24 protein-coding genes are annotated in these 24,343 nt (G+C 71.8%); 7 read left to right on the plus strand and 17 right to left on the minus strand.

From position 1 onward, the window contains the following. Positions 1 to 21 precede the first annotated feature (21 nt). The 3 genes from ACZ7OH_RS17460 to ACZ7OH_RS17470 all read left to right on the plus strand — a co-directional run bounded on the left by ACZ7OH_RS17460 (position 22) and on the right by ACZ7OH_RS17470 (position 4,057). Positions 22 to 759, plus strand: a complete 738-nt coding sequence (locus ACZ7OH_RS17460; protein WP_470281695.1) for a hypothetical protein — start codon at positions 22 to 24, stop codon at positions 757 to 759. Next, on the plus strand, positions 752 to 2,380 hold the full coding sequence (gene ptsP, locus ACZ7OH_RS17465; RefSeq protein ID WP_470281696.1) for a phosphoenolpyruvate--protein phosphotransferase: 1,629 nt from the start codon (positions 752 to 754) through the stop codon (positions 2,378 to 2,380). The genes ACZ7OH_RS17460 and ptsP overlap by 8 nt, the downstream gene beginning before the upstream one ends. A gap of 264 nt (positions 2,381 to 2,644) precedes the next feature. Then, complete coding sequence (locus ACZ7OH_RS17470; protein ID WP_470281697.1) at positions 2,645 to 4,057, plus strand: MFS transporter; 1,413 nt, start codon at positions 2,645 to 2,647, stop codon at positions 4,055 to 4,057. Between the two features lie 73 nt (positions 4,058 to 4,130). On the opposite strand, the gene ACZ7OH_RS17475 is transcribed toward ACZ7OH_RS17470, so the two are convergent. Continuing rightward, entirely contained in the window at positions 4,131 to 4,793 is a 663-nt protein-coding gene (locus ACZ7OH_RS17475) for a DUF1707 SHOCT-like domain-containing protein (RefSeq protein WP_470281698.1), read from the minus strand. An 84-nt stretch (positions 4,794 to 4,877) separates the two neighbouring features. Here ACZ7OH_RS17475 and ACZ7OH_RS17480 point away from each other — a divergent pair, with 84 nt between their 5' ends. After that, positions 4,878 to 5,912 (plus strand): hypothetical protein, encoded by a 1,035-nt coding sequence (locus ACZ7OH_RS17480; RefSeq protein WP_470281699.1) that lies wholly within the window; start codon positions 4,878 to 4,880, stop codon positions 5,910 to 5,912. On the opposite strand, the gene ACZ7OH_RS17485 is transcribed toward ACZ7OH_RS17480, so the two are convergent. Genes ACZ7OH_RS17485 through ACZ7OH_RS17495 form a run of 3 tightly spaced genes read right to left on the minus strand, consistent with a single transcriptional unit; the run spans position 5,913 to position 8,943 of the window. Next, positions 5,913 to 6,572 (minus strand): response regulator, encoded by a 660-nt coding sequence (locus tag ACZ7OH_RS17485; protein ID WP_400897270.1) that lies wholly within the window; start codon positions 6,570 to 6,572, stop codon positions 5,913 to 5,915. It abuts the gene before it with no gap. Further along, entirely contained in the window at positions 6,569 to 7,705 is a 1,137-nt protein-coding gene (gene macS / locus ACZ7OH_RS17490) for a MacS family sensor histidine kinase (protein WP_470281700.1), read from the minus strand. Before macS ends, ACZ7OH_RS17485 begins: the two co-directional genes overlap by 4 nt. After that, the gene (locus tag ACZ7OH_RS17495; RefSeq protein ID WP_470281701.1) at positions 7,702 to 8,943 is read right to left on the minus strand and encodes an AI-2E family transporter; all 1,242 of its coding nucleotides are present in this window, start codon (positions 8,941 to 8,943) and stop codon (positions 7,702 to 7,704) included. The genes macS and ACZ7OH_RS17495 overlap by 4 nt, the downstream gene beginning before the upstream one ends. Before the next feature lie 232 nt (positions 8,944 to 9,175). Here ACZ7OH_RS17495 and ACZ7OH_RS17500 point away from each other — a divergent pair, with 232 nt between their 5' ends. Together ACZ7OH_RS17500 and ACZ7OH_RS17505 are read left to right on the plus strand one after the other, a co-directional pair. Next, complete coding sequence (locus ACZ7OH_RS17500; RefSeq protein WP_470281702.1) at positions 9,176 to 10,102, plus strand: hypothetical protein; 927 nt, start codon at positions 9,176 to 9,178, stop codon at positions 10,100 to 10,102. Positions 10,103 to 10,308: 206 nt separating this feature from the next. Beyond that, positions 10,309 to 13,572, plus strand: coding sequence for a beta strand repeat-containing protein (locus ACZ7OH_RS17505; protein ID WP_470281703.1), 3,264 nt, complete (start codon positions 10,309 to 10,311; stop codon positions 13,570 to 13,572). Between the two features lie 184 nt (positions 13,573 to 13,756). On the opposite strand, the gene ACZ7OH_RS17510 is transcribed toward ACZ7OH_RS17505, so the two are convergent. Together ACZ7OH_RS17510 and ACZ7OH_RS17515 are read right to left on the minus strand one after the other, a co-directional pair. Further along, the gene (locus tag ACZ7OH_RS17510) at positions 13,757 to 14,527 is read right to left on the minus strand and encodes a dioxygenase family protein (RefSeq protein ID WP_470281704.1); all 771 of its coding nucleotides are present in this window, start codon (positions 14,525 to 14,527) and stop codon (positions 13,757 to 13,759) included. Positions 14,528 to 14,595: 68 nt separating this feature from the next. Next, positions 14,596 to 14,976: a helix-turn-helix domain-containing protein gene (locus tag ACZ7OH_RS17515; protein ID WP_470281705.1), complete on the minus strand. Its 381-nt coding sequence runs from the start codon at positions 14,974 to 14,976 to the stop codon at positions 14,596 to 14,598. A gap of 67 nt (positions 14,977 to 15,043) precedes the next feature. Here ACZ7OH_RS17515 and ACZ7OH_RS17520 point away from each other — a divergent pair, with 67 nt between their 5' ends. Next, complete coding sequence (locus tag ACZ7OH_RS17520) at positions 15,044 to 15,496, plus strand: MarR family winged helix-turn-helix transcriptional regulator (protein ID WP_470281706.1); 453 nt, start codon at positions 15,044 to 15,046, stop codon at positions 15,494 to 15,496. Here the strand turns inward: ACZ7OH_RS17520 and dnaB are convergent. From dnaB to ACZ7OH_RS17575, 11 genes are all read right to left on the minus strand, one after another. Further along, positions 15,493 to 16,908: a replicative DNA helicase gene (gene dnaB, locus ACZ7OH_RS17525; RefSeq protein ID WP_436385367.1), complete on the minus strand. Its 1,416-nt coding sequence runs from the start codon at positions 16,906 to 16,908 to the stop codon at positions 15,493 to 15,495. The genes ACZ7OH_RS17520 and dnaB overlap by 4 nt on opposite strands. Before the next feature lie 502 nt (positions 16,909 to 17,410). Then, positions 17,411 to 18,202, minus strand: coding sequence for an ESX secretion-associated protein EspG (locus ACZ7OH_RS17530; RefSeq protein ID WP_470281707.1), 792 nt, complete (start codon positions 18,200 to 18,202; stop codon positions 17,411 to 17,413). A gap of 86 nt (positions 18,203 to 18,288) precedes the next feature. Beyond that, positions 18,289 to 19,650 (minus strand): PPE domain-containing protein, encoded by a 1,362-nt coding sequence (locus tag ACZ7OH_RS17535; RefSeq protein ID WP_470281708.1) that lies wholly within the window; start codon positions 19,648 to 19,650, stop codon positions 18,289 to 18,291. A gap of 1 nt (position 19,651) precedes the next feature. After that, the gene (locus ACZ7OH_RS17540) at positions 19,652 to 20,254 is read right to left on the minus strand and encodes a DUF3558 domain-containing protein (RefSeq protein ID WP_470281709.1); all 603 of its coding nucleotides are present in this window, start codon (positions 20,252 to 20,254) and stop codon (positions 19,652 to 19,654) included. Then, the gene (locus ACZ7OH_RS17545) at positions 20,251 to 20,604 is read right to left on the minus strand and encodes a hypothetical protein (protein ID WP_400897252.1); all 354 of its coding nucleotides are present in this window, start codon (positions 20,602 to 20,604) and stop codon (positions 20,251 to 20,253) included. The genes ACZ7OH_RS17540 and ACZ7OH_RS17545 overlap by 4 nt, the downstream gene beginning before the upstream one ends. 128 nt (positions 20,605 to 20,732) lie before the next feature. Then, a complete protein-coding gene (gene rplI, locus ACZ7OH_RS17550) occupies positions 20,733 to 21,191 on the minus strand; it encodes a 50S ribosomal protein L9 (RefSeq protein ID WP_257926071.1) in 459 nt (152 codons plus the stop codon). 14 nt (positions 21,192 to 21,205) lie between these two features. After that, positions 21,206 to 21,454, minus strand: a complete 249-nt coding sequence (gene rpsR / locus ACZ7OH_RS17555) for a 30S ribosomal protein S18 (protein WP_003098744.1) — start codon at positions 21,452 to 21,454, stop codon at positions 21,206 to 21,208. Between the two features lie 43 nt (positions 21,455 to 21,497). Beyond that, the gene (locus tag ACZ7OH_RS17560; RefSeq protein WP_470281710.1) at positions 21,498 to 22,010 is read right to left on the minus strand and encodes a single-stranded DNA-binding protein; all 513 of its coding nucleotides are present in this window, start codon (positions 22,008 to 22,010) and stop codon (positions 21,498 to 21,500) included. A 17-nt stretch (positions 22,011 to 22,027) separates the two neighbouring features. Further along, positions 22,028 to 22,354, minus strand: coding sequence for a 30S ribosomal protein S6 (gene rpsF / locus ACZ7OH_RS17565; protein WP_176173898.1), 327 nt, complete (start codon positions 22,352 to 22,354; stop codon positions 22,028 to 22,030). A 102-nt stretch (positions 22,355 to 22,456) separates the two neighbouring features. Further along, complete coding sequence (locus ACZ7OH_RS17570) at positions 22,457 to 23,302, minus strand: hypothetical protein (protein WP_470281864.1); 846 nt, start codon at positions 23,300 to 23,302, stop codon at positions 22,457 to 22,459. A 114-nt stretch (positions 23,303 to 23,416) separates the two neighbouring features. Next, positions 23,417 to 24,319 (minus strand): hypothetical protein, encoded by a 903-nt coding sequence (locus ACZ7OH_RS17575; RefSeq protein WP_470281711.1) that lies wholly within the window; start codon positions 24,317 to 24,319, stop codon positions 23,417 to 23,419. Between the last annotated feature and the right edge of the window lie 24 nt (positions 24,320 to 24,343).

Below are 24,343 nucleotides of genomic sequence, written 5' to 3' on the forward strand. Positions count from 1 at the left end.
GCGGCCCGTGTTGTACGACACATGGGCGATTCGTTCGGTTCGGCCTGGTGGCGCGGCTACGCCGCACAGCTGAGGGCGATCGCGGAAGCGCGGCGACCCGACGACCTCGCGATCATGCCGCTCGGGGAGACCTTGCAGGCGCTGGGCAAGCAGACCGAGGTCGACGAAGGCGTCTACGACGTCCCGCTGGAGGGCATCGTCGGCACAGTCGCCCGCGCCGGCGACTTCGACCGCGAGTTCCGGCCGCGCAACCGCGCGCTGCGCGACCGCTGGGACCGGCTGACGCGCACGACCGCCGACCTCCCGCCGGTCCGGCTCGTGCGCCTCTCCGACATGTTCTTCGTCGACGACGGTCACCACCGCGTCGCCATCGCCCGCGCCCGCGGCGCCACGACCATCCGCGCTCGGGTCCGCTGGATCAGCACGGTCGCCTGCGCGCTGCGGTGCCTGACGCTCGCCGACCTGCCGTCGAAGACCGCCGAGCGGATGTTCCTCGAGCGCGTCCCGCTGCCGGACGACGTCCGGCTCGGGCTCTGGCTCGACGACCCGGCCGACTGGTTCCGGCTCGCCGACTCGGCCGAGGCCTGGGGTTTCCGCCGTATGCTGGCCGGACGGCCGGTGTCCAGCCGCGACGAACTGGCCGAAGCCTGGTGGCACGAGGAGGTCCGGCCGGTGCTCGAACAGGTGCGTCAGCGAGGCTTGTGCCCGCCACCACGAGATATCCAGACCTACTTGAGCTATGGTCTAGACCATGTCTGAGACTCTGTCCGGGGTCGCCGTCAGCCCCGGCCGTGCCAGTGGTCCCGTCGTCCGCGTCGCGGAGCCGCTCGGCGAGCCCGCCGCCACGCCGGCCCCCGCCGATCCCGCCGCCGAAGCCGCGCGGATCGCGCCCGCGGCCGCCGTCGTCGCCGGGCGGCTGGAAAAGCAGGCCGAGACCGCCACCGGCGAGGCGGCCACGATCCTCATCACCACGGCCGCGATGGCCGCGGACCCGGCGCTGGCGTCGCAGGCGCAGCAGCTGGTCCAGACGCAGGGGCTGCCCGCCGCGCGTGCCGTCTACCAGGCCGCGGAAGGCTTCGCCGAAGCGCTGGCCGCCGCGGGCGGGTACATGGCCGAGCGCGTCCGCGACGTCCGCGACGTGCGCGACCGGCTGATCGCCGAGCTGCTCGGCATCGCGCCGCCGGGGGTGCCCGAGCTGGCGTCGCCGAGCGTGCTGGTCGCGCGCGACCTCGCCCCGGCCGACACCGCGGGCCTCGACCCCGCGAAGGTGCTCGCTCTGGTCACAGAAGAGGGCGGCCCGACGAGCCACACCGCCATCCTGGCGCGAGCGCTGGGCATCCCGGCGGTCGTCGCGGTGCGTGGCCTGCTGGCCCTGGACGCGCAAGCGCTTGCGGTCGACGGCGACGCGGGGACGGTCGAGGTCGCCGACCCGTCGGCGCCGGTCGTCACCGCGACGGTCGCGCAGCTCGCCGACTGGAACGGCACGGGCGCGACGTCCGACGGCCACCGCGTGAAGGTCTACGGCAACGTCGGCTCCCCGGCCGACGCGCAGGCCGCGGCCGACGCGGGTGCCGAGGGTGTGGGTCTTTTCCGCACCGAGTTCTGCTACCTGGACGCCTCCGACGAGCCGTCGGTCGCCGAGCAGCGCGCCGCGTACACGGCGGTGCTCTCGCCGTTCCGCGGCAAGCCGGTGATCGTGCGGACCCTGGACGCGGGCGCCGACAAGCCGCTGGCCTTCCTCTCGCCGGAAGCCGAGCCGAACCCGGCGCTCGGCGTCCGCGGGCTGCGCGTGGCGTTCGACCGCCCCGAGGTGCTGGACCGCCAGCTCGAGGCGATCGCCGGCGCGGCGGAGGACTCCGGCGCCGAGGTTTCGGTGATGGCGCCGATGGTCGCGACGGTCGAGGAAGCCGCCTGGTTCGCCGAGCGCGTCCGCGCGGCGGGCATCGCCCGGGCGGGCGTGATGATCGAGATCCCGGCGGCGGCGTTGAGCGCGCGCGAGATCCTCGACGTCGTCGACTTCGTCTCGGTCGGCACGAACGACCTGGCCCAGTACACGTTCGCGGCGGACCGCCAGCTCGGCGCGGTCGCGAAGCTCAACGACCCGTGGCAGCCGGGACTCCTGCGCCTGCTGAAGCTGATCGGCGACGCGGCCAAGTCGACGGGCAAGCCGGCGGGCGTGTGCGGCGAAGCGGCGGCGGACCCGCGGCTGGCCCTGGTCCTGACGGGCTTGGGCCTGACGAGCCTGTCGATGAACGCCCCGGCGGTCCGTGCGGTGGGCGCGAGCTTGGCGTCGGCGACGCTCGCGGAGTGCGAGTCACTGGCGGAGGCGGCGCTGGCGACGTCGGACCCGGCCGCGGCCCGCGCGGCGGCTCGCCCCTGAGCGAACTGACCTATCCCCGGGGGCGCCCCCCCCCACTTTCAGTCTATCGGCTGTGACCGACAGTGCTGGATTGTGCGAACCTGGATGCGCGGAGTTGTCCCCAATGCACGAGGGGTGTGGACAACCTGACACAACCCCGTGAAGGCCGCCTCGACCGCGAGGTGGCCTTCACGGCTTTCCGGAGAAAATCCGGGGCGCCGTCGATTTCGGCCCGGCCCGCTCGACGGAGTGGTGGAAGCACCACCGAGCCGAGAGGACGCAGCCATGACCATCACCGCCGAAACGCCGGCCGGAGCCCCGAGCGGAGCTCCGGCCGGGACGGCGAGGGCCGGGCGCCGGGAGTGGGTCGGGCTGGCCGTGCTGGCCCTGCCCACCCTGCTCGTCTCGCTCGACGTCTTCGTCCTCGTCCTCGCGCTGCCGAAGATCGCCGCCGACCTGCACGCCGACGGGACCCAGCAGCTGTGGATCATGGACACCTACGGCTTCATGGTCGCCGGGTTCATGGTTACCATGGGGACCCTCGGCGACCGGATCGGACGGCGGAAGCTGCTGCTCATCGGGGCCGCCGCCTTCGGGCTCGCCTCCGTCGGCGCCGCCTTCGCCACCAGCGCCGGGATGCTCATCGCCGCGCGAGCCGTGCTCGGGATCTCCGGCGCCACCCTCGGCCCCTCGACCCTCTCCCTCATCGGGACCCTCTTCAAGAACCCGCAGCAGCGCGCGCAGGCCATCGGGATCTGGGCCGGCTGCTTCACCGTCGGCGCGATCATCGGGCCGATGGTCGGCGGCCTGCTGCTGGAGCACTTCTGGTGGGGCTCGGTCTTCCTGCTCGGCGTCCCCGCGATGGTCGTGCTCCTGGTCATCGGCCCGAAGCTGCTGCCCGAATACCGCGACGCGCAGGCCGGCCGGCTCGACCTCCCCAGCGTCGCCCTGTCGCTGGCCGCCATCCTGCCCGCCGTCTACGGCGTCAAAGAGCTCGCACGCGACGGCTTCCACCCGGTTCCGGCCGCGGCGCTGATCGCCGGCCTGGCCGTCGGGTACGTCTTCTACCAGCGGCAACGGACTCTGAAGGACCCCCTCGTCGACTTCAGCCTCTTCGCCGCGAAGGCCTTCCGCACCACGCTCGGCGGGATGCTCCTGTTCAGCATGCTCGGCGGCACCACGATGCTGTTCACCGCGCAGTTCCTGCAGATCGCGCAGCACCTCTCGCCGGTCGGGGCCGCGCTCGGGCTGCTGCCCGGGATGGCCGCCTCCACCGTCAGCTTCCTGGCCGCGCCCCACCTCGCCCGGCACGTGAAGCCGAACGTCCTCATCGCCGGTGGGGTCGCCCTCGCCGCGGCCGGCATGACGATCCTCGCGCTCGCCGATGCCGCCGCCGGGCCGGCGTGGCCCGCGCTCGGGTTCGCCGTGACGTCGCTGGGCGTCGGGCCGATGGTCGCGCTCGGGACCGATCTCGTCGTCGGCTCGGTTCCGGAGCGCAAGGCCGGCGCCGCCGCGTCGCTGGCGCAGACCGTCAACGAGTTCGGCTACGCCCTCGGCATCGCGACCGTCGGGACGCTGGGCAACGCCGTCGTCCGCGCGCACGGCTTCCCCGCCGGCCTGCACGTCGTCGCCGGGCTCGCCGCCGTCGCGTTCGCCGCCCTCGTCTGGTTCGTCGCGCGGAACCTGCGGACCGCCTGAACAGCGCGAAGGCCTCCCCACCCGATGCCTGGGTGGGGAGGCCTTCTTGACGCCGGGGGCAGAGGGACCCCGGCTAGCCGAACAACCCGCGCCGCGGGTGCCGGATGACCAGCGAGCCGCCGTGGACCCGGCCGCTCAGCACGAAGCGCGGGTTCCCCAGGTGCCCGTTGCTGCGCGTCTTGTCCTCGAGCGAGCCGAACTTGACGTCGGTGATCGAGTTGACGTCGACCGCCGCGTGCTCCGGGATGATCACCTCGACCGACCCCCACTTGGCGTCCAGCTCGATGTGCACCACCGGCGACTGGACCTGGGCCTCGGTGAAGTCGAGCTTCGTCGAGCCGTACTTGTTCCGCACGACCATCTCCGGCGGCACCACCCACGGCCCGCTGCGGACCAGCGACGAGTACTTCGCGTTGAGCTCGAACCGCCGGCCGGGCGAGAACCCGGCCGCCGGAGAAGGCGCCGCGTACGACGGCGCCGCCGCCATCGCCGCCGCCGGGTGGTAGAGCCCGGCGAGGTCGGCCAGCACGGCGTTCAGCTCGCCGCGGGTCCGGGACGCCAGCGCGCGGTCGGTGCGCTCGGTGAACTCGTCGAGGTCGATCATCCCGCGGCCGATGGCCTTCTGCAGCACCCCGACGACGTGCTCGCGCTCGTCGTCGGACACCCGGAGATCGCGCTCGCTCAACGGCTTGGTTTCGGTCACCGGTTCCGCCGCCCTGGTCTCTTCCTCGCCCATGCCCATGATGGTAGAACCGGATTTCACCAGGGAGATCGGGGGAAAACCCTGAACGGACCCGTATTCCGCGCCGCCGCCCTCGGCGTGGCGCTGATCCTGCTGTCCGGGTGCACCGCCGAAGCGCCGTCACCGCCGCCACCGGCCACGAGCACGACGCCGACCGCCCCGCCGACCCTGCCCGAGGGGCTCGCCGGCGGGCCGGCGACCGGCGGCATCGGCGTCACGGCCCTGCTCCCCACCACCGGCCCGACCCTGTTCGACGCCGACCGCGGACCCGTCGCCACCCCGCCCGGCTATCCCGGGGGCGACGTCGGGATGAGCGTCCTGCGGGTCGGGAAGTCCGCCGTCCTGCTCGCCCATCCGGCCGGCACGACCGACCCGCTCGAGGCCTTCGTCTACACCGGCCCCGCGAGTCCACCCCGGTCGCTCGGCCACGCCTGGTCGGTGGCGCCCGCCGTCGACGGCGAGAGCGTGTGGGTCATCCGGCCGGACGCGCCCGACACGTGCCGGCTGCAGCGCGTCTCGCTCTCCGGCGGCGAGCTCGGCCGCGGCCAGCCCGCCAGCTGCCGCACCGAGGTCCGCGCCGGGACGCCGCACGGCCTGCTGATCACCATCGACTCCGGCAACGCCTCCTCGACCGACGCCCTGATCGACCCCGACACCGGCCGCACGGTCCAGCAGGCGCCGCGCATCCTCGGCGTCGCGGGCGATTGGATGCTCCTCGACGGCCTGACCGAGCTCACCCTCGTCGACCTGCGGAACAACCGCCACCAGCAGCTCAGCCGGCCGGTGATCGCGCGGACGCCCACCGTCGTCCCGTCCCGGGACGGCGGCGTCTGGGCCGTCGACTTCGCCGACCCCGCCTACCGCAGCACCAGCACGCAGACCCGCGACCTCTGGCTGCTGCACCCGGACACGCCGAACTGGGAACACGTCGCGGCCATGCCGTTCATCACCGAGCACCTCAAGCGCGGCGGCGGGTTCGACTGGTCCGACGCCGGCGACCTCGTGCTGGCCGACGGCGTCCTCGCCGCTTGGCACCCGGGCGAGCCCCAGTGGCGCCTCGGCAAGGCCGCGCTGCCGACTAGCACCTGGTCCGGCTTCGCCGTCTTGCCCTAGCTATTCCTCGTCGAGGCCGTGCTCGATCGCGTACCGGGCCAGCTCGACGCGGTTGTGCAGCTGCAGCTTGCGCAGCGTCGACTGCACGTGGTTCTCCACCGTCCGGTGCGACAGCACGAGCCGCTCGGCGATCTGCCGCGCGGTCAGCCCCTTCGCGACCAAGCGCAGGACGTCGGTCTCGCGCTCGGTCAGCCGCGGCGGCTCGGCGCCTTCCGCCGGCGCGTCGGCCATCCGCCGGTACTCGCCGAGCACCAGCCCGGCCAGGCCCGCGGTGAACACCGGGTCACCCGCCGCGGTCCGGTGCACGGCGTCCACCAGCTCCGCCGCCGAAGCCGACTTCACCAGGTAGCCGGACGCGCCGGCCTTCACCGCTTCCAGGACGTCCTTGTGCTCGCCGCTCGCGGACAGCACCAGCACCTTCGTCGACGGCAGCGCCGAGGTGATCTCGCGGGTCGCGTCCACCCCGGACGTGCTGCCCAGGTTCAAGTCCATCAGCACGACGTCCGGCTGGACCGTCCGCGCGATGCGCAGCGCGGCGTCGGCGTCCGGCGCGGTCGCCTTCACGTCGAAGCCGTGCTCGGTCAGGTCGCGGGCCACCCCGTCGCGCCAGATCGGGTGGTCGTCGACCACCATCACGGAGATCCGCGGCTCGTCGCTCATCTCGTACCCCTCGTGCTCGGCACCCTGACCTCCCACTCCGTGCCCCGGCCGGGCCCGGTGTCGAGGGTCGCGCTCCCGCCGAGGTCGCGGACCCTCCCCCGGATGGATTCCACCACGCCGAGGTGCCCGTCCGCGGCCGCTCGCTCGAGAACGCCATCCGGAATGCCCGGTCCGTCGTCGCGGACGCTGACCACGACCTCGCCGCCGAGATCCTCCAGCAACACCCAAGCCCGCGCGTCGGGACCCGCGTGCTTCTCGACGTTCGACAGCGCTTCGCGGGTGATGGCCACCAGTTCGCCGGTGACGTGGGCCGGCAGCTCGACGTCGTCCGCCGGGGTCGAGACCTGCACCGACGAGGTCGCGAGCAGCTGCAACGCGGTGCGCAGGCTCGCCGTGCCGCGGTCGTTCGGCGTCAGCGGTTCGGTCGTCACCAGCGACCGCAGCGCGATCTCCTGTTCGCCGGCCAGCTTCGCCAGCTCGGCCGCTTCGCCGCCGACCTCGTTGCCGCGCTTGCGGACGCGGGCCAGCACCTGCAGCACGCTGTCGTGGATCGACCGCGCCAGCCGTTCCCGCTCGGCCGTCGCCGCTTCCTTCCGCAGCGCCTGCTCCAGCCGCGCGGCGGACCGGCGGCCCATCGTCGCGGCCATGCCGACCAGCAGCCCGGCCGCGGCGAGCAGGACGCCGTCGCGGGCGACGTCGAGGTCGAACTTGTCCCGGGCCAGCCCGGTCGCCACGCCGACGACCAGCCCCGCCAGCACCCCGCCGCCCGCGCCGAAGCGCGCGCCCGCGGCGACCGGCGGCACAGCCGCCCACACCGTCGTGATGAGCGGGACGTTCAGCACGAACTGCGCGTCGCTCAGCACCCACGGCGAAGTCAGCAGCAGCGCGGTCGTCAGCACGAGGTCGAAGACGACCAGCGCCGGCGGCCGCGTCCGCTCGCGCAGGTAGAGGAAGCTGCTCACCACCGACCACACGGCCATCACGCCGAGGATCGTCCAGGCCAGCCACTCGCGTTTGTAGTGCCCGCTCTGGACGATCACGGTGGCGCAGGCGAACGCCCAGGTGAGCACGCGGAACGCGAGCACGCCACGCCACATGGGCGTGATCGGGTCCGGTGACCGCCGGGTGGTCACGGCTTGTCGTTGCGCTTCGGCGGCTCGGCCGTCGACGACCCGGCTTCCTCCTCGCCGACCGTCGCGATTTCGGCCTTCGGCCCCCCGGGTTCGGCGTCGTTCGGCTGCGCGGCCTGGTCGTTCAAGACGTCCACCTCGGCCGGGTCCGGGTTGGTCTCGTGCAGCAGCGACCGGACGCCGGCGTTGAGCACCGCCAGCAGCGGCACGGCCAGCAGCGCGCCGGCGATCCCGCCCGCGACCAGGCCGGCGGTGATGGCCAGCACGACGGCCAGCGGGTGCAGCTTGACCGCCCGCCCGAGCAGCAGCGGCTGCAGGATGTGGCTCTCCAGCTGCATTACGCCGATCACGATGGCCAGCACGATCACCGCGCCGATGAAGCCGTTCGTCACCAGCGCGATCAGCACCGCGACGCCGCCGGTGATGACCGCGCCGATGATCGGGATGAACGCGCCGATGAAGACCAGCGTCGCCAGCGGGATCACCAGCGGTACGCCGACGATCCACAGGCCGACGCCGATGCCGACCGCGTCGACCACCGCGACCGCGGCCGTCGCCCGCACGTAGCTGACCAGCGACGCGAAGCCGCGGCGCCCGGCGACGTCGACGCGGTTGCGGACCCGCCGGGGCACCGCGCGGACCAGGAACGTCCAGATGCCGTCGCCGCCGCTGAGGAAGAAGATCGTGATGAACAGCGTCAGCAGGAAGCCGGTGAGGATCTCGCCGACGGTGCTCGCCGTCGTCAGCGCGGTCGTCGTGATCGACGCCTGGTTGTTCTGGATGAACCCGATCGCCTGGTTGATGAAGTCCTGGATCTGCTCCTGGCGCAGGTGCGGCGGCCCGTTGAGCAGCCACTCCTTGATCTGGTTGAGGCTGTCGTTGAGCTGCTTCTGCAGCTGCGGCAGGCCGGAGGAGAACTGCGTGATGACGAACGTCAGCAGCCCGCCGAGCACCGCCAGCCCGGCGACCAGCACGATCGCCGTCGCCAGCCCGCGCGGGAACTTCACCGCCACCAGCTTCTGCACCGCGGGCGCGAGCAGCGCGGACAGCAGCAGCGCGATGGACAGCGGGATGATGACGACGGACAGGTAGCCGATCACCCAGACCACCGCGTACAGCGCGGCGATCACGACGATGAACCGCCACGCCAGCGCGGCGCTGATGCGCAGGCCCCGGGGGATCAGCCCGGTGATGTCCTCGTGCTCCGGCAGGAACGGGTCTTCGCGTCGCGCGTGGCTCACCGGATCACCGTACTGGCAACAGCGCCCGATTCGGCCGCTTTCCGCGGGCCGAGTCCGACACGCTCGGCTGCCAGGAACGATCACCCCCTGTCAGACCCGATCGCACGCTGTGTTCTTCACACGATGGGGGCATCAAGTCGTGTCGAGGGTGCGAGCGGTGTCTCGGATTTGGTTAGGTCGCTTCCGCAACGGCAATCGCCGTCGAGCACCCGGTTTCGAAGGAGACGCACCAGTGGCCGACCACGCGACGAACGAGGGGCAGGGCGCCAAGCGCGCCGGCCGCTTCGTGTCGCGTGCGCTGCTGGTGCTCGGCGGTGCCGTGGCCGGTACCGCCGCCGCGTGGCTCGTCTCCGGTGCGACCGCCTCCGCGGACACCGTCGAGGTGGGCACCTCCTCCGTCGCCCCGGTCACCGAGGCCGCGACCGGCAGCGTCAAGGACGTCAACGACGGCGCCTCGGACGCGACCGGCGACGTCGCCGGCACGAGCTGCCACCAGGGCGTCACGACGTGGAGCGCGCCGTGCGCCCGCGTCCTCGGGCACGAGGTCTCCGACCGCGTCGGCGACTCGGTTTCGGACCTCGCCGACGACGCCGTCGTGAGCCCGGCGCACCGCACCCTCGGCGCGGTCGAGCACATCGTCCGCCAGCCGCAGGACACCCGCCAGGTCCTCGAGCAGACCTTCACCCCCGAGCCGGCCCACGACGTCCTGCAGCTGCTCGACCCGGCCGGCCACGGTGGCCTGGTTCCGTCGCTCCCGGGGCTCTCCCCGGTCGAGCAGGCGCCGGTGACCACGGGCATCGGCCAGGCCACGGACCCGGTCGCCGTCTCGACCGTCCAGCTCCCCGCCGCGTTGCGAGCCGCGCTCGCGATGCCGACGGGTTTCCAGCACGACAACGGCACCGGTGCCGCGGGCGAGTCCCGCGATTCCCACCGTGACCTGCCGTCGCCGCTGGCCCCGGTGCAGCTTCCGGTCGCACCGTCCGTCCCCACCGCCCCGGGTGGCAGCACTGCCCCCGGTGGTCACCTCGACGGCCTCAACTTCGGCGTCCCCTTCTGGACGACCGAAGCCGTCGACTCCGCCGTCGCGGCCATGAGCCGCGCCGGCCTGCGCACCACGATGCGCACCCCGGGCGAGCAGCCCGGCGTCACTCCTGACTGAACACCTCCCTTCACGGGTCGCTGACGCGCCCAAGTCCGTCTTCATCTGACGGCGCCTGCGTCCGCGCGATACCCGTGACACGGCGGTGCGCTTTGTTGCGCCCGCAAGAAGTTCCTTCCCCTCGGTGCAGCTCGGACTCCGTTCGAATTCGACGAGCGCACCCCCATAAGCCCGCAAGGGAACCCGAAATAAAGGAGAAAAACCCCATGCAGACGTGGGCAAAGCGCGGACTCCAGACCGCACTTGTCACGGGTGGGTTGCTGATGCTGGGTACCGGCATCGCCTCGGCTGACGAGAACGTCAACCCCGACACCCCGGCTTCCCCGCTCGACCTGAACGTCACGGCTCCCATCCAGGAAGCCAACAACGCGGTCGGCACCCCCTTCGGCCAGCTGGACCTGCCCGCCGGGCAGACGGAGCTGAGCACCAAGCCGGTCACCAACGCCGCGAACGAAGCGGCGAAGCAGCTCGACGACGCGAGCCCGATCAGCCAGAGCACCCTCGGTGGCAACGTCACCCGGGCTGCCGGTAGCGGCGCCGGGTCCTTCACCCCGAGCCACAACAACCTCAAGGGCAACAAGGTCACCGGCGACGTCGTCGTCCCGATCCAGATCGTGGACAACGCGGTCGGTGTGCTCGGCGACGCGAACGTCCAGGGTGGCAACCACACCCAGACCTGGGACCACAACCAGGACATCGCGACCACGGGCCAGGACTCCAGCCTCGCGGGCAACGCGGTCGCCCTCGACTGGGCTCTCCCCGTGCAGATCGCCGGGAACGGCGGCGGCGTCGCCGGCGGCACCGGCCGCGTGACCGGTGGGTCGGCCAGCCAGAGCACCACCGAGACCGGCAACGTCGACACGAACGGCGACGGCTCGGCCCTCTCCGGCAACGTGGTCGCGGGCCAGTTCGCCACCCCCGTGCAGGTGACCGGCAACGCCGCGTCGTACCTGCTCGGCAACGGCCAGAGCCACGGCTACTCGGCCGACACGGTCGCCACCTCGGGCGGCTCGCTGTTCAGCTCCGGCAACAACAGCTCCGGCTCGGGCAACGTGGTCGGCGCGCCGATCGCCCTGCCGGTCAAGTTCAACTGCAACTCGGGCGCCGTGTGGGGCTCGCTGTCGAACTCCGACGGCTGCAACACCTCCGCCGACGCCAAGGCCGGGAACACCCGCGAGGGCAGCCTCGGGATCCCGACCTACCTCCAGACGAGCGGCAACGACTCGTTCCTGTCCGGCAACGGCGGGGCGGCCTCGCTGTCCCCGATCGCGAACGTCGCGGGTGTCGCGGGCTCGTGGATCGGCAACGCCTCGGCGGGCATCCCCGACGCCGGCAGCTCCTCCAGCACGGTCGACTCGGGCGGCTTCGTCAAGACCGCCGGTGACAACGCGAGCGGCTCGGGCAACGTCCTGAACCCGTCGGTCGCGCTGCCGGTCGAGGCCTTCGGCGTCGGTGGCACGTACATCGGCCAGGCGAACGCGGCGCACGACAACACGACCGACGCCAACGCGGGCAACGGCAGCTACACCAAGGGCAACGACTCCGTCCTCGGCGGCAACATCGTCAACACCCAGACCGCGGGCGCGCCCGAGGTCTTCGGTATCGGCGGCAGCCACATCGGCAACGCGTCCGGCACGGCGACCGAGGACAAGACGGTCACCGCCGGGGCGTACGACGGCACCCAGGGCGACAACTCGTCCGGCTCGGGCAACGTCGTGCAGGTGCCGGTCGGCCTGCCCGCCGAGGTCTTCGGCGTGGGCGGCTCCTTCATCGGCCAGGGCTCCGGCTCGGCCGACGAGACCAAGGTCGTCTCCGGCGGCGGCGGGGGCAGCACCCACGACGACAACGGCTTCCTGAGCTCGAACCTGGGCACCGTGCCGGCCTCGCTGCCGGTGCAGGTCGCCAACATCGGTGGCGCGTTCGTCGGCCAGGGCCACGGCAAGGGCTCGACCGACACGACGTCCAACGCGGGCGGCGACGTCACGGCGAACGGCCCCGCGGGCGCCGGCGCCGGCAACATCGTCGAGGCCCCGGTCTCGCTCCCGGTGCTGGCCGCCGGCAGCGGTGCCGCCCTCGCGGGCATCGGCACCGGTGAGAACGACAACATCACCGACTCCAAGGCGGGCGGCAACGCGCTGACCGACGGCCAGGACGGTGCGCTGACCGGCAACATCGTGAAGGCCCCGGTCGGGGGTGTCGCGCAGCTGTTCAGCGACGGCGTCGCGGGTGCGGCCCTGGGCCACGGCCTGGGCACCAGCGACACCAAGTCGCAGGCGGGCGGCGACGCCACCACCAACGGTGACCGCGGCAGCGTGGCCGGCAACATCATCGGCGCGGACGCGCTGCCGGTCGCGCAGGTCTTCGGCGACGCGGTGAGCGCGGCGGGTGTCGCGAGCGGCACCGGCATCAACACCACGTCCGTGCAGAACGCGGGCGACGACACCACCTCGGGTGTCGAGGGCGCCATCTCCGGCAACATCCTCGACATCCCGGCCACGGCGATCGCGCAGCTGTTCGGCGACGCGGTGACCGTGGGCGGCGTCGCGCACGCCGTCGGCGACAACTCGCTGACCACGCAGAACGGCGGCGAGCCGGTCACCGAGGGTGACGGGTCGAGCCTGTCGGGGTACAACTTCTACCACGACATCGTGGCGCCGGTGCAGATCTTCGGCGTGCCCCTCGAGCTGCTCGGGGTGGCCACCGCGGACGCGACCGACATGACGAGCATCAACGGCGAACCCACGGCCGTGGCCGAGACGATCGCGAACCCGGTCGAGGGTTCGGAGCTGGGTGCCGGCGAGCTGCCCTCGCTGACCGGGCTCGCCAGCGGCCTGCCGACGGCGGGGCTGCCCACCCAGGGCCTGCCCTCGCTGCCGACCTCGCTGCCGACCTCGCTGCCGACTGCGCTGCCGACCGCCGCGCCGATCGGTGCCCAGCGCGCCGACCTGCCGACCGGGGGCAACCCGCTGGCCGGGCTGACCCAGCTGGCGCACCTGGGCGGCATCCCGGCGATGCCGAAGCCGACCCTGCCCAACACCGCGGCGCTGCCCGCCGTGACCGGCCTGTCGGCGCTGGGTGGTGCCCTGCCGGGCCACACGCAGCGTGCGGACCTGCCGACCGCGGGTCTGCCGACCGCGGGCCTGCCGATCGCGGCCCCGGCCCTGCCGGCCGTGCCCGCCCTGGGCGCGCTGCCCGGCTCCGAGCGTGCGGACCTGCCGACCGGCGGGCTGCCCGTCGCGCTGCCGGCGCTGCCCGCCCTGGGTGGCGGCGTCCCGACGCTGCCGGTCGCCATCCCGGTGACCCCGGCCCTGCCCGCGACCCCGGCGCTGCCGGCCGCCCCGGCCCTGCCGGTGAACGCCAAGCTGCCGGTGCTGGACAGCGCCGCCCCGGCCGCGCAGGTTCCGGCCATGTCGGGCCTGGACTCCACCGGCTTCCTCGCGAAGCTGCTGGGCCTGGTGAAGCGCAAGTAGTTCGGTGACGCCGGGCGGGTTCAGCCAGAACCCGCCCGGCCCCCAACCCCCGGCAGGCGCTCCACCGCGCCGCGAGGTCTCCTCGCACGGAGCGCCTGACGATCGCGAGAACGCTCCTTCCCTGGAGACGGCGAGCCCCAGGAACCGATCAGGTTCCTGGGGCTCGTTCGTGTTCCGGGGCAGGTCAGGAGAACTGCAGCGACCGCTTCGCCAGGCCGTGCCAGAAGCCGTCGATCACCGTGCGGCCGGACTTCTCCTCCGCGGTCGCGCCGAGGGAGACGAACAGCGGCGCGAAGTGCTCGATCCGCGGGTGCGCGAGGGTGGCCGCCGGCGCCTTGTGCCGGAAGTCGAGCAGCGCGTCGACGTCTCCGCCGCGCACGACCTCGTCGCCCCAGTGGTCGAACTCGGCCGACCACGCGGGCGGCGTCCCGTCGGTCGCGCGGGCCATGCCGCTCAGGTTGTGGGTGAAGAAGCCGCTGCCGATGATCAGCACACCTTCGTCGCGCAGCGGCGCGAGCTTGCGGCCGAGGTCGAACAGCTCCTGCGGGTCGAGCGAGGGCATCGACACCTGCAGCACCGGCACGTCGGCGTCGGGGTACATCTCGACCAGCGGCACGTAGGCGCCGTGGTCGAGGCCGCGCTCCGGCGCGTCGTGCACTGGTGTGTCCGTCGAGCGGAGCAGTTTCCGCACCTTCTCGGCCAGCTCCGGCGCGCCCGGCGCCGCGTACTTCACCTGGTAGTAGCGGTCGGGGAAGCCCCAGAAGTCGTACACGAGCGGCACGGTCGTCGTGGCCGCGATGGTCAGCGGGGCCTCCTCCCAGTGCGCCGACACGACGAGGATCGCGCGGGGCTTGGGCAGGTCGGCCGACCAGGCGGCGAGCTGGCGGGTCCACGTGGTGTCGTCGGCGAGCGGCGGCGCTCCGTGGCTGAGGTAGAGGACCGGGGTGCGGGTCATCGACGGCTCCAGTGCTTGAAAGTTCAACTACTAGGATACCTGACGCCGGCGCCGTCCGGGATATTCCTTCAGCGGCTCTCGAGGTTCGCCGCGCAGCGCTCCAAGGTGCGGATCGTCGTGCGGTAGTCGTCGTCGCTGATGCCGTCGGTCACCGTGGTGCGGAACGCGTGGACGCGCGCCTCGACCCGGGCGTGGGCCGCGCGGCCGACGTCGGTGAGCTCGCCGTTTTCGGCGACCCACCCGCGGGTCCGGAGGTCGGCCAGCTGGCGGGCTGTCTCGCCGAACGGGGCCAGTGCCGCGCCGACCTGCTCCGGCGTGCGGGCGCCGAGGGCGATCGTGTTGAGTACCTGCCAGTGCCGGCGACTCAGCGATTCCGCGTCGATGGCCTGGGCCATGGAGGATTCGAGGAGCTCGTGGACGTGGCGCAGGTGCCATCCCAGGGGTTTCACGGGGACTCCGATGATGTCGGTGAACAACTACATGTAAAAGTACATGCAGTTTGGAGGTGGAGCAACCATGACGGACGCGGTGGCCGAGGTCGAGCGCGCCATGATCGCGATCCGCCGGAGCCAGCAGCGGCGGGCGCTGAGCCGGATCGGCAAGGCCCGCGGCCAGGGCGCGCACGACCCGGTGCGCGAACTGCTCGACGTCGTCGAAGAGCTCACCGAACGCGGTGAGGCCGGCACGGTGACCGCGTTGAGCGCGGAGATGGGCGTCGACCAGCCGCGCGCGAGCCGGCTGGTGGCGCGCGCGGTCGAGCAGGGCCTGCTCCGCCGCGAAGCCGATCAGCGCGACGGACGGCGTGCCGTGCTCGTGCCGACGGAGGCCGGCCAGGCGCACCTCGACGAGCTGCACGCGTTCCGGCGCTCGGTGTTCGCCGAGGTGATGGCGGACTGGCCGGAGGAGGACCGCGAGAACTTCGGCCGGCTCCTCACGGCGTTCGTCCGCGGGTACAGCGCGCTCGGTTAGTCGTGGGAGAGGTCCACGAACCGGCTGTAGTGCAGCTGGTGGGCGACGGTGATCGTCGCCGTCGGGCCGGCACGGTGCTTCGCGATGATCAGGTCCGCTTCGCCCGCGCGCGGGTCGTCGCGCTCCCACGCGTCCGGCCGGTTGACCAGGATGACGAGGTCGGCGTCCTGCTCCAGGGAGCCGGACTCACGCAGGTCGGACAGCATCGGGCGCTTGTCCGTCCGCTGCTCCGGACCACGGTTCAGCTGGCTGATCGCGATCACCGGGACCTCGATCTCCTTCGCCAGCAGCTTCATCTGCCGCGAGAACTCCGAGACCTCCTGCTGCCGCGACTCGACGCGCTTGCCGGACGTCATCAGCTGGAGGTAGTCGAGGACGACGAGCTTGAGGTCGTTGCGCTGCTTCAGCCGCCGCGCCTTCGCGCGGATCTCCATCATCGTCATGTTCGGCGAGTCGTCGACGAACAGCGGTGCCTCGGAGACCTCGCTCATCCGGCGGGCCAGCCGCGTCCAGTCGTCGTCGGACATCTTGCCGCCGCGCATGTCGGCGAGGCGGATCTTGGCCTCGGCCGAGAGCATGCGCATGACGATCTCGGTCCGGCTCATTTCCAGCGAGAAGATGACGCTGGTCAGGCCGTGCCGGATGGACGCCGAGCGCGCGAAGTCCAGCCCCAATGTCGACTTGCCGACACCGGGACGGGCCGCGACGATGATCATCTGACCCGGGTGCAGCCCGTTGGTCAGCTCGTCGAAGTCGGTGAACCCGGTCGGGATGCCCTGGGACTGGCCGCCGCGCGAGGCGATGGCGTCGATCTCGTCCATCGTCGGCTGCAGCAGCTCTTCCAGCGCGACGTAGTCCTCGCTGGTCCGGCGCTCGGTGACGTCGTAGATCGCGGCCTGCGCCCGGTCGACGACCTCGTCGATGTTCGCGCCGTCGGCCGCGGCCGCGCCGTAGCCGTACTGCACGATCCGGGTGCCCGCCTCGACCAGCCGGCGCAGCACCGCCTTCTCGGCGACGATCTCCGCGTAGTAGCCCGCGTTCGCCGCCGTCGGCACCGTCGCGATCAGCGTGTGCAGGTACGGCGCGCCGCCGACGCGGCCCAGCTCGCCGCGCCGCTCCAGCTCCGCCGAGATGGTGATCGGGTCGGCGGGCTCGCCGCGGCCGTAGAGGTCGAGGATGCAGTCGTAGATCGCCTGGTGCGCGGGCCGGTAGAAGTCGTCGGGGCCGAGCGCCTCGATGACGTCGGCGACCGCGTCCTTGGACAGCAGCATGCCGCCGAGCACGGACTGCTCGGCCGCGATGTCCTGCGGCGGCTGGCGGTCGAACCCGCCACCGCCACCCCCGGGACCGGGGTCGCTCGGCCCCGGGTCGGACTCCGCGTACATCGGACTGCGATCGTCGGTCAGCGCCACCGCCCCGGACACCTCCTCATCGTGTCGAACACTCGTTCGAGTATGCCGGATCTTCGCTCTCGAAGCACGCGGCTCGATCCGCGTCACCCGTCTCCGGGCCCCTCCCCGATGATCGGGGACAACGTCCGTCAGTCGTCTTAGACACGCGGAGCGCCACCGTGAGTACAGGCCCGAGCGGGCACGCTAGATCCCCCGGAAGGCGGATGGCAATTCAGGATGGGGACCCTTCTGTGGACAACCTGGGGATGAATGGGGGTAACCAGTCACAGGTGGCGCCAGAGCTGTGGACAAGTTGGGGACAAGGTTGATCGGCTTCGGTGAACCCGCAGGTCAACGCCTGTGAACAAGGTGTGGAGAACTTGCCGAAAACTCGTTCGGCGTGTCGCGTGAAACCCGTTGTTCGGCGTGTCGTGGACCAGCCGGAGACCATTGGGCCACGCGGCCTGTGGATGAATATCACGGAGGGTAGAGCCGTAACCCGGTGGGCTGAACGGCCGACGGGTCAGGCCGCGGTGAGCCTGCCCTGTGCGCTGCGTAACCGGTCAGCGAGAACGCGCTGGTCGGCCGGGGTGAAGGCGATCCGGTTCTCCCCGCGCCCCGGAACCTCTTCGGTCAGCCATCGGCCTTCCGAGGTATCGATGTAGTTCACCGGCCGTTCGATCCGGTGCCGGCCGCCGGTGCGGCTGCGGGCCGCCACGTACAGGCTGCCGCTCCCCATTCGGCGTAGCGAAAGGATCCGCCGGAGCTCTTCGACCTCCTGCGAGCCCTCGGCCGGGCGGTCGTTGCGGAGCACCGCGTACGCACCGCCGTCATCACCGCGGGCGGTCCCCTCGAGCTGGCTCTTCGGCACCGCGAGCGGCGTCCCGCGCCCGGGCGCCAGCTTCGGGATCTGCCCCAGGAAGTCGTCGAGCAGCTCTCCCGGCCGCGATGACTCCAGCACGGCGACGTCCAGCTCTTCGTGCTTGGCCAGCACGAACGCCTCGCCGCCGGCGCTGCCGGCCAGCAGCCGGTAGCTGACCGGCTTGCCCTGGAACCCGCCGTCGATCCAGCCGTAGTACTCCAGCTGCGGCCGGGCGATCGCTTCGATCGTCGCGACGAACCCGGGGTGCATGCCGCGCGGGCCGTACAGACCGGCCTTGGCGAGCTCGGCGTTGACCCGCTCGTCCTCGGCGCGCTGGGCCTCGTCGCTGTACCAGGTCGGCGTCTCGGACAGCACCGTGTGCGGCTCGCCGCCCCGGCGCCTGATCAGGTTGATCAGGGTGCCGGTCGAAATGGTGACCTGCCTGTCCAGCACGCTTTCCCCCAGTAGGAATCCGAACCCGGTGCAGCGAAAACGCCGGGCGCGCCCATCTTGGCACGCGCCCGGCCGTCCCGCGTGCGCTACTCGCCGATGACCGGCGGGGCCGTCAGCTCGTCGGTCCCGAAGATGTCGTTCGGGTCGTCGCCGACGAGGTACTTCGAAGTGCGTTCTTCGTCGCCGCCGCCCTGGCCCTTGGCGCCGTGGCCCATGCCGCCCATGCCACCCATCCCGGTGGAACCCGCGCGCCCGGCCGCCGCGCCGCCCGCGCCCATCGCGCCGCCGGCCCCCATGCCGCCCCGGCCCGCGCCGGCCGCGCCCGCGCCACCCGGCAGGGCCGCGCCGCTCGAGCCGCCGGGCCCGAAGCCCGCGCCGCCGCCCGGGCCGAAGCCCGCCGTCGGGTCGCCGACCCCGCCCGACCCGCCGGGGCCGAACCCGCTGCCCCCGCCACCGGAGAAGCTCGGCGTGCTACCGCCGGGGCCGAAGCCCGGCATCCCCGGCACGTCCGACGGCGAGAAGCCCGACGAGTGCGTGCCGTCGTTGAAGTTCGGCGGGGTGTAGTTACCGCCACCGGGAAGCTTCGACGGGTCGTAGCCACCGCCGGGCACCTTCCCCGGGTCGAAGCTCGGCACCTTGGACGGGTCGTAACCACCGCCCGGCACCTTCGACGGGTCGAAACCGCCACCAGGGATGTTCGGCGGCCGGCCGTTGAACGACGGGACCCCGCCCGGCCCCGGGATGTTCACGCCGCCGGGACCGGTGCCCGGAGCACCTCCGCCGTTGCCGTTGCCGTTGCCGTCGTCACCCGGCTTCTTCTTGCCGTCCTTGCCGTCCTTGCCGTTGTCGACGTTGACGTTCTCCTGCTGCCCCTTGAGCGCGGAGTACGTCGGCATCTTCTGGCCGTTGTCGTTGCTCGCCTTGTAGTAGGTGTTGAAGGCGTCGACGTTGGCCTGGCCCTTGGTGTTGTAGTCGCGGATCGCCCGGTCGGTGTCGGTCGTCCACGGCGTCACCGCGTTGAGCAGGTTGTTCTTCGGCGGGTCCTTCGGGACCTCCTGCACCTGCGCGTGCACCGTGGTGAACGCGGTGTTCTGCTCGCCGAGGTACTTGTCGGAGTCGGTGAGCTTGGTCCCCGAGTCCTCCATCCACACCCGCAGAGGGTGCGCGCCGGCGTTCTGCGCCGCGTCCGAGCCGCTGCCGGTCCAGGCCGCGTCCATCTCCTTGGCCAGGGTGTCGATGGTGGTGAGCCGGTCCGCGTACGCGCCCTTCAGCCGGCTCGCCGCCGCCTGCCCGTTCTGGATCGAGCCGGTGCCCGGGCCGGTGGTGATCTGGTGCCAGATGTCGTAGCAGTCGATCTTGCGGTCGCCCTGTACCGACGCGTGGTCGTCCGAGTGCGTGGTGGCCATGTTGTACGCGGCGAAGCCGCCGAGCAGGACCAGTTCCAGCATCTCAGCCCCCCATCAAGGTCTGGATCATCGCTTCGCCGAACTTCCCCGCGACCGAGCACGGGTCCGACGCGCCGGCGCCGTGGTCGTACTGGACCAGGATGTTGACCGCCAGCTCGTTAGTCACCCCGACGAACAGGCCGCACTTGCCGTTCTTGCGGTCGTCCAGCGCGGCGGCGTAGACGGCCGGGTACCCGTAGGCCTGCGACTCGCCGAAGTAGGCGTCGTTCGCCTTGGTGTCGTAGACGTCCTGGAGCCCGTTCTTGTTCGCCGTCACCGTGGTCACGTCGATCTGGTTGCCCGGGTCGGCGGCTTCCTGGTACGTGCAGCTCGGGCCGTTGCCCGTGCTGCGCGGGGAGCCGTCGCCGAGGCCCAGCGTGGCGCGGCCGGCCGCGTTGATGGAGTTGCACGCGTCCGACGTGATGTTCGCGGTGTTCAACGGCTCCGGCACGCGCGGCGCGGAGTCGGCGGCGGACCGGGAGGTCTCGCTGCTGCTCGTCTCCGCGGTCGCCGCGGGGCTGGCGGTGCCGCGGGTCTTGCCCGAACAGCCCGCGACGGCGAGCACGGCGAAGACCAGTGCCGGAACGGCGAGGAGTCGTCGGTTCACGTGGCCTGGTTCCCCGTCTTCGAGAGGTCGGCCCGGGTCTCCGACTCCTTGGTGGTGATCTTCTGCTTCGCGGCCGTCAAGGCTTCGATGTAGTTCTTGACGTACTCCTGCATCTTGGAGTTCTGCTCGAGGAACGCCTTGCCGGACGGGTTCGCGAGCTTCTCCCAGTCGCCGCTGGCGAACTCCTTGCCGGGCGCCTTGACGTTCGCCATCAGGTTGGCGTCGTCGTAGTCGCGCTTGAGGTCGGCCTGGAGGTCCTGCCACTTCTTGATCACGCCGTCGATCTTGTCGGCGTCGAACGTGAATCCCCCTCCGCCGGACGGCGCGGACATGTTGACCTCGTTACCCATCCGAGTGCGCTCCCTTCGCGTCCCGCTCCATTGTCCTACGACGGCCGCCGTCTGTCCGGGGTTCCCCCGAAACGCGTGAAGGCGGGCCGCCCACCAGGGAGCGACCCGCCTTCGTCACGCGTACTGCCTTACTGCGAGGCCTTGACCTCGAGGCGCACGTCGACCTTGACGTCCGGGTGCAGCCGGGCGCCGACCGAGTGCTTGCCGACGGTCTTGATGTGGTCGCGCAGCTCGATGACGCGCTTGTCGAGCAGCGGGCCACCGGCCGCCTTGATCGCGTCGACGATCTCGCCGGCGGTGATCGAACCGAAGAGCTTCTTCGAGCCCTCGGCCGCCTTGCCGGTGAGCTGGATGGCGCCGAGGCCCTCCAGCGTCGCCTTGATCTCCTTGGCGTGGTCGAGGTCGCGGATGCGACGGCTCTCCTGCGCGCGCTGGATCGTGCGGACGTTCTTCTCCGCGCCCTTGGAGGCCACGATCGCGTAGCCCCGCGGGAGCAGGTAGTTGCGCGCGTAACCGTCCTTGACCTCGACGATGTCGCCGGGGCCGCCGAGGTTGGCCACGTCCGTGGTGAGGATGATCTTCGCCATGTCTGTGCCCTCCCTTAGCGCGCGGTCGAGGTGTAGGGCAGCAGCGCCATCTCGCGGGAGTTCTTGACCGCGATGGCGATGTCACGCTGGTGCTGGCTGCAGTTGCCGGTGACGCGACGGGCACGGATCTTGCCGCGGTCGGAGATGTACTTCCGCAGCAGGTTGGTGTCCTTGTAGTCGATCAGTTCCGGGCGGCCCTTCTTCTCGGCCTTGCAGAACACGCAGACCTTCTTCTTGGGCTTGCGAATGGGTGGCTTGGCCACTGTCTACTCCTGGTAATTCAAATCTTTGCGGATGTGTGCGAGATCAGAAGGGGGGCTCGTCCGAGAAGCCGCCGCCCCCGCCGCCACCGGCGGGCGGGGCCGAACCCCACGGGTCGTCGGCGGGCGCGCCGCCTCCGCCACCGCGGTTGCCACCGCCACCGCCGCCGCCGAAGTCACCGCCGCCGCCACCGCGGCTGACCTTGTTGACCTTGGCCGTGGCGTAGCGCAGCGAGGGCCCGATCTCGTCGACCTCGAGCTCGACGACGGTGCGCTTCTCGCCTTCCTTCGTCTCGAACGACCGCTGCTTGAGGCGGCCCTGCACGACGACGCGGGCGCCGCGGGTCAGGGACTCGGCGACGTTCTCCGCCGCCTGGCGCCAGATGTTGCAGCGCAGGAACAGCGCCTCGCCGTCCTTCCACTCGCCCGACTGCTTGTCGAGCGTGCGGGGCGTGGACGCGACGGTGAAGTTCGCGACCGCCGCACCGGACGGGGTGAAGCGCAGTTCCGGATCGGACGTCAGGTTGCCGATCACCGTGATGACGGTGTCTCCAGCCATCGGGAATCCCCTTCGGCTCAGGCCTTGGCGGCGGCGGGCTTGGCCGCGGCGCGCTTGACCTCGCGACGCATGACCTTGGTGCGGAGCACGGTCTCCTGCAGCGACAGCTGGCGGTCCAGCTCCTTCACCGCGTCCGAGGACGAGTTCAGGTCGAGGAGCGCGTAGATGCCCTCGGCGTGCTTCTTGATCTCGTACGAGAGGCGACGACGGCCCCAGACGTCGACCTTCTCCACGGAACCGCCCGAAGTGCGGATCACGTTGAGGAAGTTGTCCAGCGTGGGGGCGACCGTGCGCTCGTCGAGCGTGGGGTCCAGGATGACCATTACCTCGTAATGGCGTGACACAACCACTCACCTCCTATGGGCTCGCGGCCACGGACTGTCCGTGGCAGGAGGGTTTGTCCAGGTAAGGCTACCTGGGGGTGCTCCGGGGGCCGGACGCCGGGGTCAGCTCGCGCGGCGCAGGACCCACGTGCGGACGAGCCCCGCCGTGACGCCGGCCAGCACGATCACCGCGAGCAGCATCGGCAGCTGGACGTCGTTCGACCCGCCGTTCGAGGCGAGCGACTGCGCGTTGCCCGCGTCCCGGATGCCGGCGCTCTGGCCGCTCTGGTCGCCCTGACCCGCCTGCGGGGCGGAAGCGTCACCGGGGAGCGTCCCGTTCGCGGGGTACCGCGCACCCGGGGCGACGGCCGTCCCGGCGGTCGCCGTCGGGATGCCGCTGTAGTCGCGCATCGGGGCGCTGCCGCCCGTGCCACCCGCCGTGCCGGGGTTCAGGTTCGAGAGGTTGCCGGTGCTGCCGCCGGGGCCGGTCCCGGTGCCGCCCGGCGTGGTGCCGGTGCCGCCGGTGCCCTGCTGGCCGGGAGTGCTCGGTGCGACGTAGTTGCCGGCGAGCAGGGTGAGATTGCAGGCGTTCGCGACTGTGCTCTCCACGCTGTTCAACGTCTTGTTCCAGTCGAGGCCGAGTCCCCACGTACCGGAGTTGGCCAGCGCGGTGCGCACGGCCTTGCCGATCGCGGCTCCGGTCGCTTCACCGCCGGCGGCGTTCGGCACCTGGCCCACGGGGATCGCGTGGTTCTTGGCGATGGAGTCGCCGGCCCAGCTGCCGACCGCGAGTGTCCCGGCGTTGTTCGCCCCGTTGGTGACGAGGGTCTTGACCGAAGCCCCGTCGATCGCGACCTGGTCGCCCATCTGGCCGGTGACCGTGCCCGTGCAGCTGGTGCTGACCACCTGCTGGGTGGCCGACGCGGTGCCCGTGGAAAGGAATGCGCCGCCGGCCAAGAACGCGGCCATGGCGGTGGCGGTCAGGATCTTCCGCACGTGCAGGTCCTCCAAAGCTTTACGGGGGCGTCGTTCCAGGCAACAGGATCAACGAAGGCGATACGCGAAAGATACTCGGCAGTCGGGTCAATTCGCAGCGGCCATTCGGCGGAGCACCCAAGTCCGCACGAGGCCCGCGCTGACTCCGGAGAGTGCCAGCACCGCGATCAGCAGGGGCAGATTCGACCCGTCCGTGAAACCGTTGGACACCGACGGTAGCGCTTCGGCCTGGCCAGCCGTCTGGATGCCGGAGTTGCCCGCGGCGTTCTGGTCCGGCCCGTTGAGGCCGTACTGCGGCGCGTAGCCCGGGATCTGGCTGCCGTACCGGAGGGCGGGCGACGGCGTGAACAACCCCGCGGTCGCGAACGGGATGCCGCTGTAGTCCCGCATCGGCGCGTACCCGGTGCCCACGGTGAACGGGAAGCCGCCGAACACCGGCGTGCTCGAGAAGCCGGGCAGGAGCGGGCTGTTGGCGTCGGGGATCGGCGTGGTGCCCTGCGGGGTGCCACCCTGCGGCGCGCCGCCGGTCCCGCCGGACTGCGGCGGCTGCTGCGGGTTGCCCCCGGTACCGGGCTGCGGCGACGACTGCTTGCCGCCGCCGTTGATCGTGTTGAGGCCGCCGGTCGCGGCCGAGTTGACGCCGTCGACGCCCTGGTTGATCGCGCTCGCCGCGGGCGCGCCGACCACCGGGACCGGCGAGACGACGGTGTTCACGACGTTCACGGTGACCTTGCAGACCGTGTTGAGCAGGCCGCCGACCGTGCTCGTGAGCACGGTGGTCGCCTGCCCGACGATGCCCAGGTCGACCGGCAGCGGCAGCCCGAGCAGGGTCCCCTGGATGTGGTCGCCCGGCTTCGCCTCCACGGTACTGCCGCAGGGCACGGTCTTGGTGTCGGCGGAAGCGGTGCCGGGCATGCCGAGCACGGCCGAACCCGCGAGCACGAACGCCGTCGCTCCGACCGCCGTTGCCCTCCGTGTCCGATCCTGCATACTCGCCGCCCCTTGCCTCGTCGT

This window comes from Amycolatopsis sp. NPDC114478 (assembly GCF_055633805.1).

Coding starts and splice junctions, on each gene's coding strand:
- ACZ7OH_RS17510 (WP_470281704.1), bottom strand. CDS start 14,527: ATGACCCGCACCCCGGTCCTCTACCTCAGCCACGGAGCGCCGCCGCTC.
- ACZ7OH_RS17560 (WP_470281710.1), bottom strand. CDS start 22,010: ATGGCTGGAGACACCGTCATCACGGTGATCGGCAACCTGACGTCCGAT.
- ACZ7OH_RS17535 (WP_470281708.1), bottom strand. CDS start 19,650: ATGCTGGAACTGGTCCTGCTCGGCGGCTTCGCCGCGTACAACATGGCC.
- ACZ7OH_RS17475 (WP_470281698.1), bottom strand. CDS start 4,793: ATGGGCGAGGAAGAGACCAGGGCGGCGGAACCGGTGACCGAAACCAAG.
- ACZ7OH_RS17545 (WP_400897252.1), bottom strand. CDS start 20,604: ATGGGTAACGAGGTCAACATGTCCGCGCCGTCCGGCGGAGGGGGATTC.
- ACZ7OH_RS17575 (WP_470281711.1), bottom strand. CDS start 24,319: ATGCAGGATCGGACACGGAGGGCAACGGCGGTCGGAGCGACGGCGTTC.
- ACZ7OH_RS17485 (WP_400897270.1), bottom strand. CDS start 6,572: ATGAGCGACGAGCCGCGGATCTCCGTGATGGTGGTCGACGACCACCCG.
- ACZ7OH_RS17470 (WP_470281697.1), top strand. CDS start 2,645: ATGACCATCACCGCCGAAACGCCGGCCGGAGCCCCGAGCGGAGCTCCG.
- ptsP (WP_470281696.1), top strand. CDS start 752: ATGTCTGAGACTCTGTCCGGGGTCGCCGTCAGCCCCGGCCGTGCCAGT.
- ACZ7OH_RS17460 (WP_470281695.1), top strand. CDS start 22: ATGGGCGATTCGTTCGGTTCGGCCTGGTGGCGCGGCTACGCCGCACAG.
- ACZ7OH_RS17570 (WP_470281864.1), bottom strand. CDS start 23,302: ATGGCCGCGTTCTTGGCCGGCGGCGCATTCCTTTCCACGGGCACCGCG.
- rplI (WP_257926071.1), bottom strand. CDS start 21,191: ATGGCGAAGATCATCCTCACCACGGACGTGGCCAACCTCGGCGGCCCC.
- ACZ7OH_RS17520 (WP_470281706.1), top strand. CDS start 15,044: ATGACGGACGCGGTGGCCGAGGTCGAGCGCGCCATGATCGCGATCCGC.
- ACZ7OH_RS17505 (WP_470281703.1), top strand. CDS start 10,309: ATGCAGACGTGGGCAAAGCGCGGACTCCAGACCGCACTTGTCACGGGT.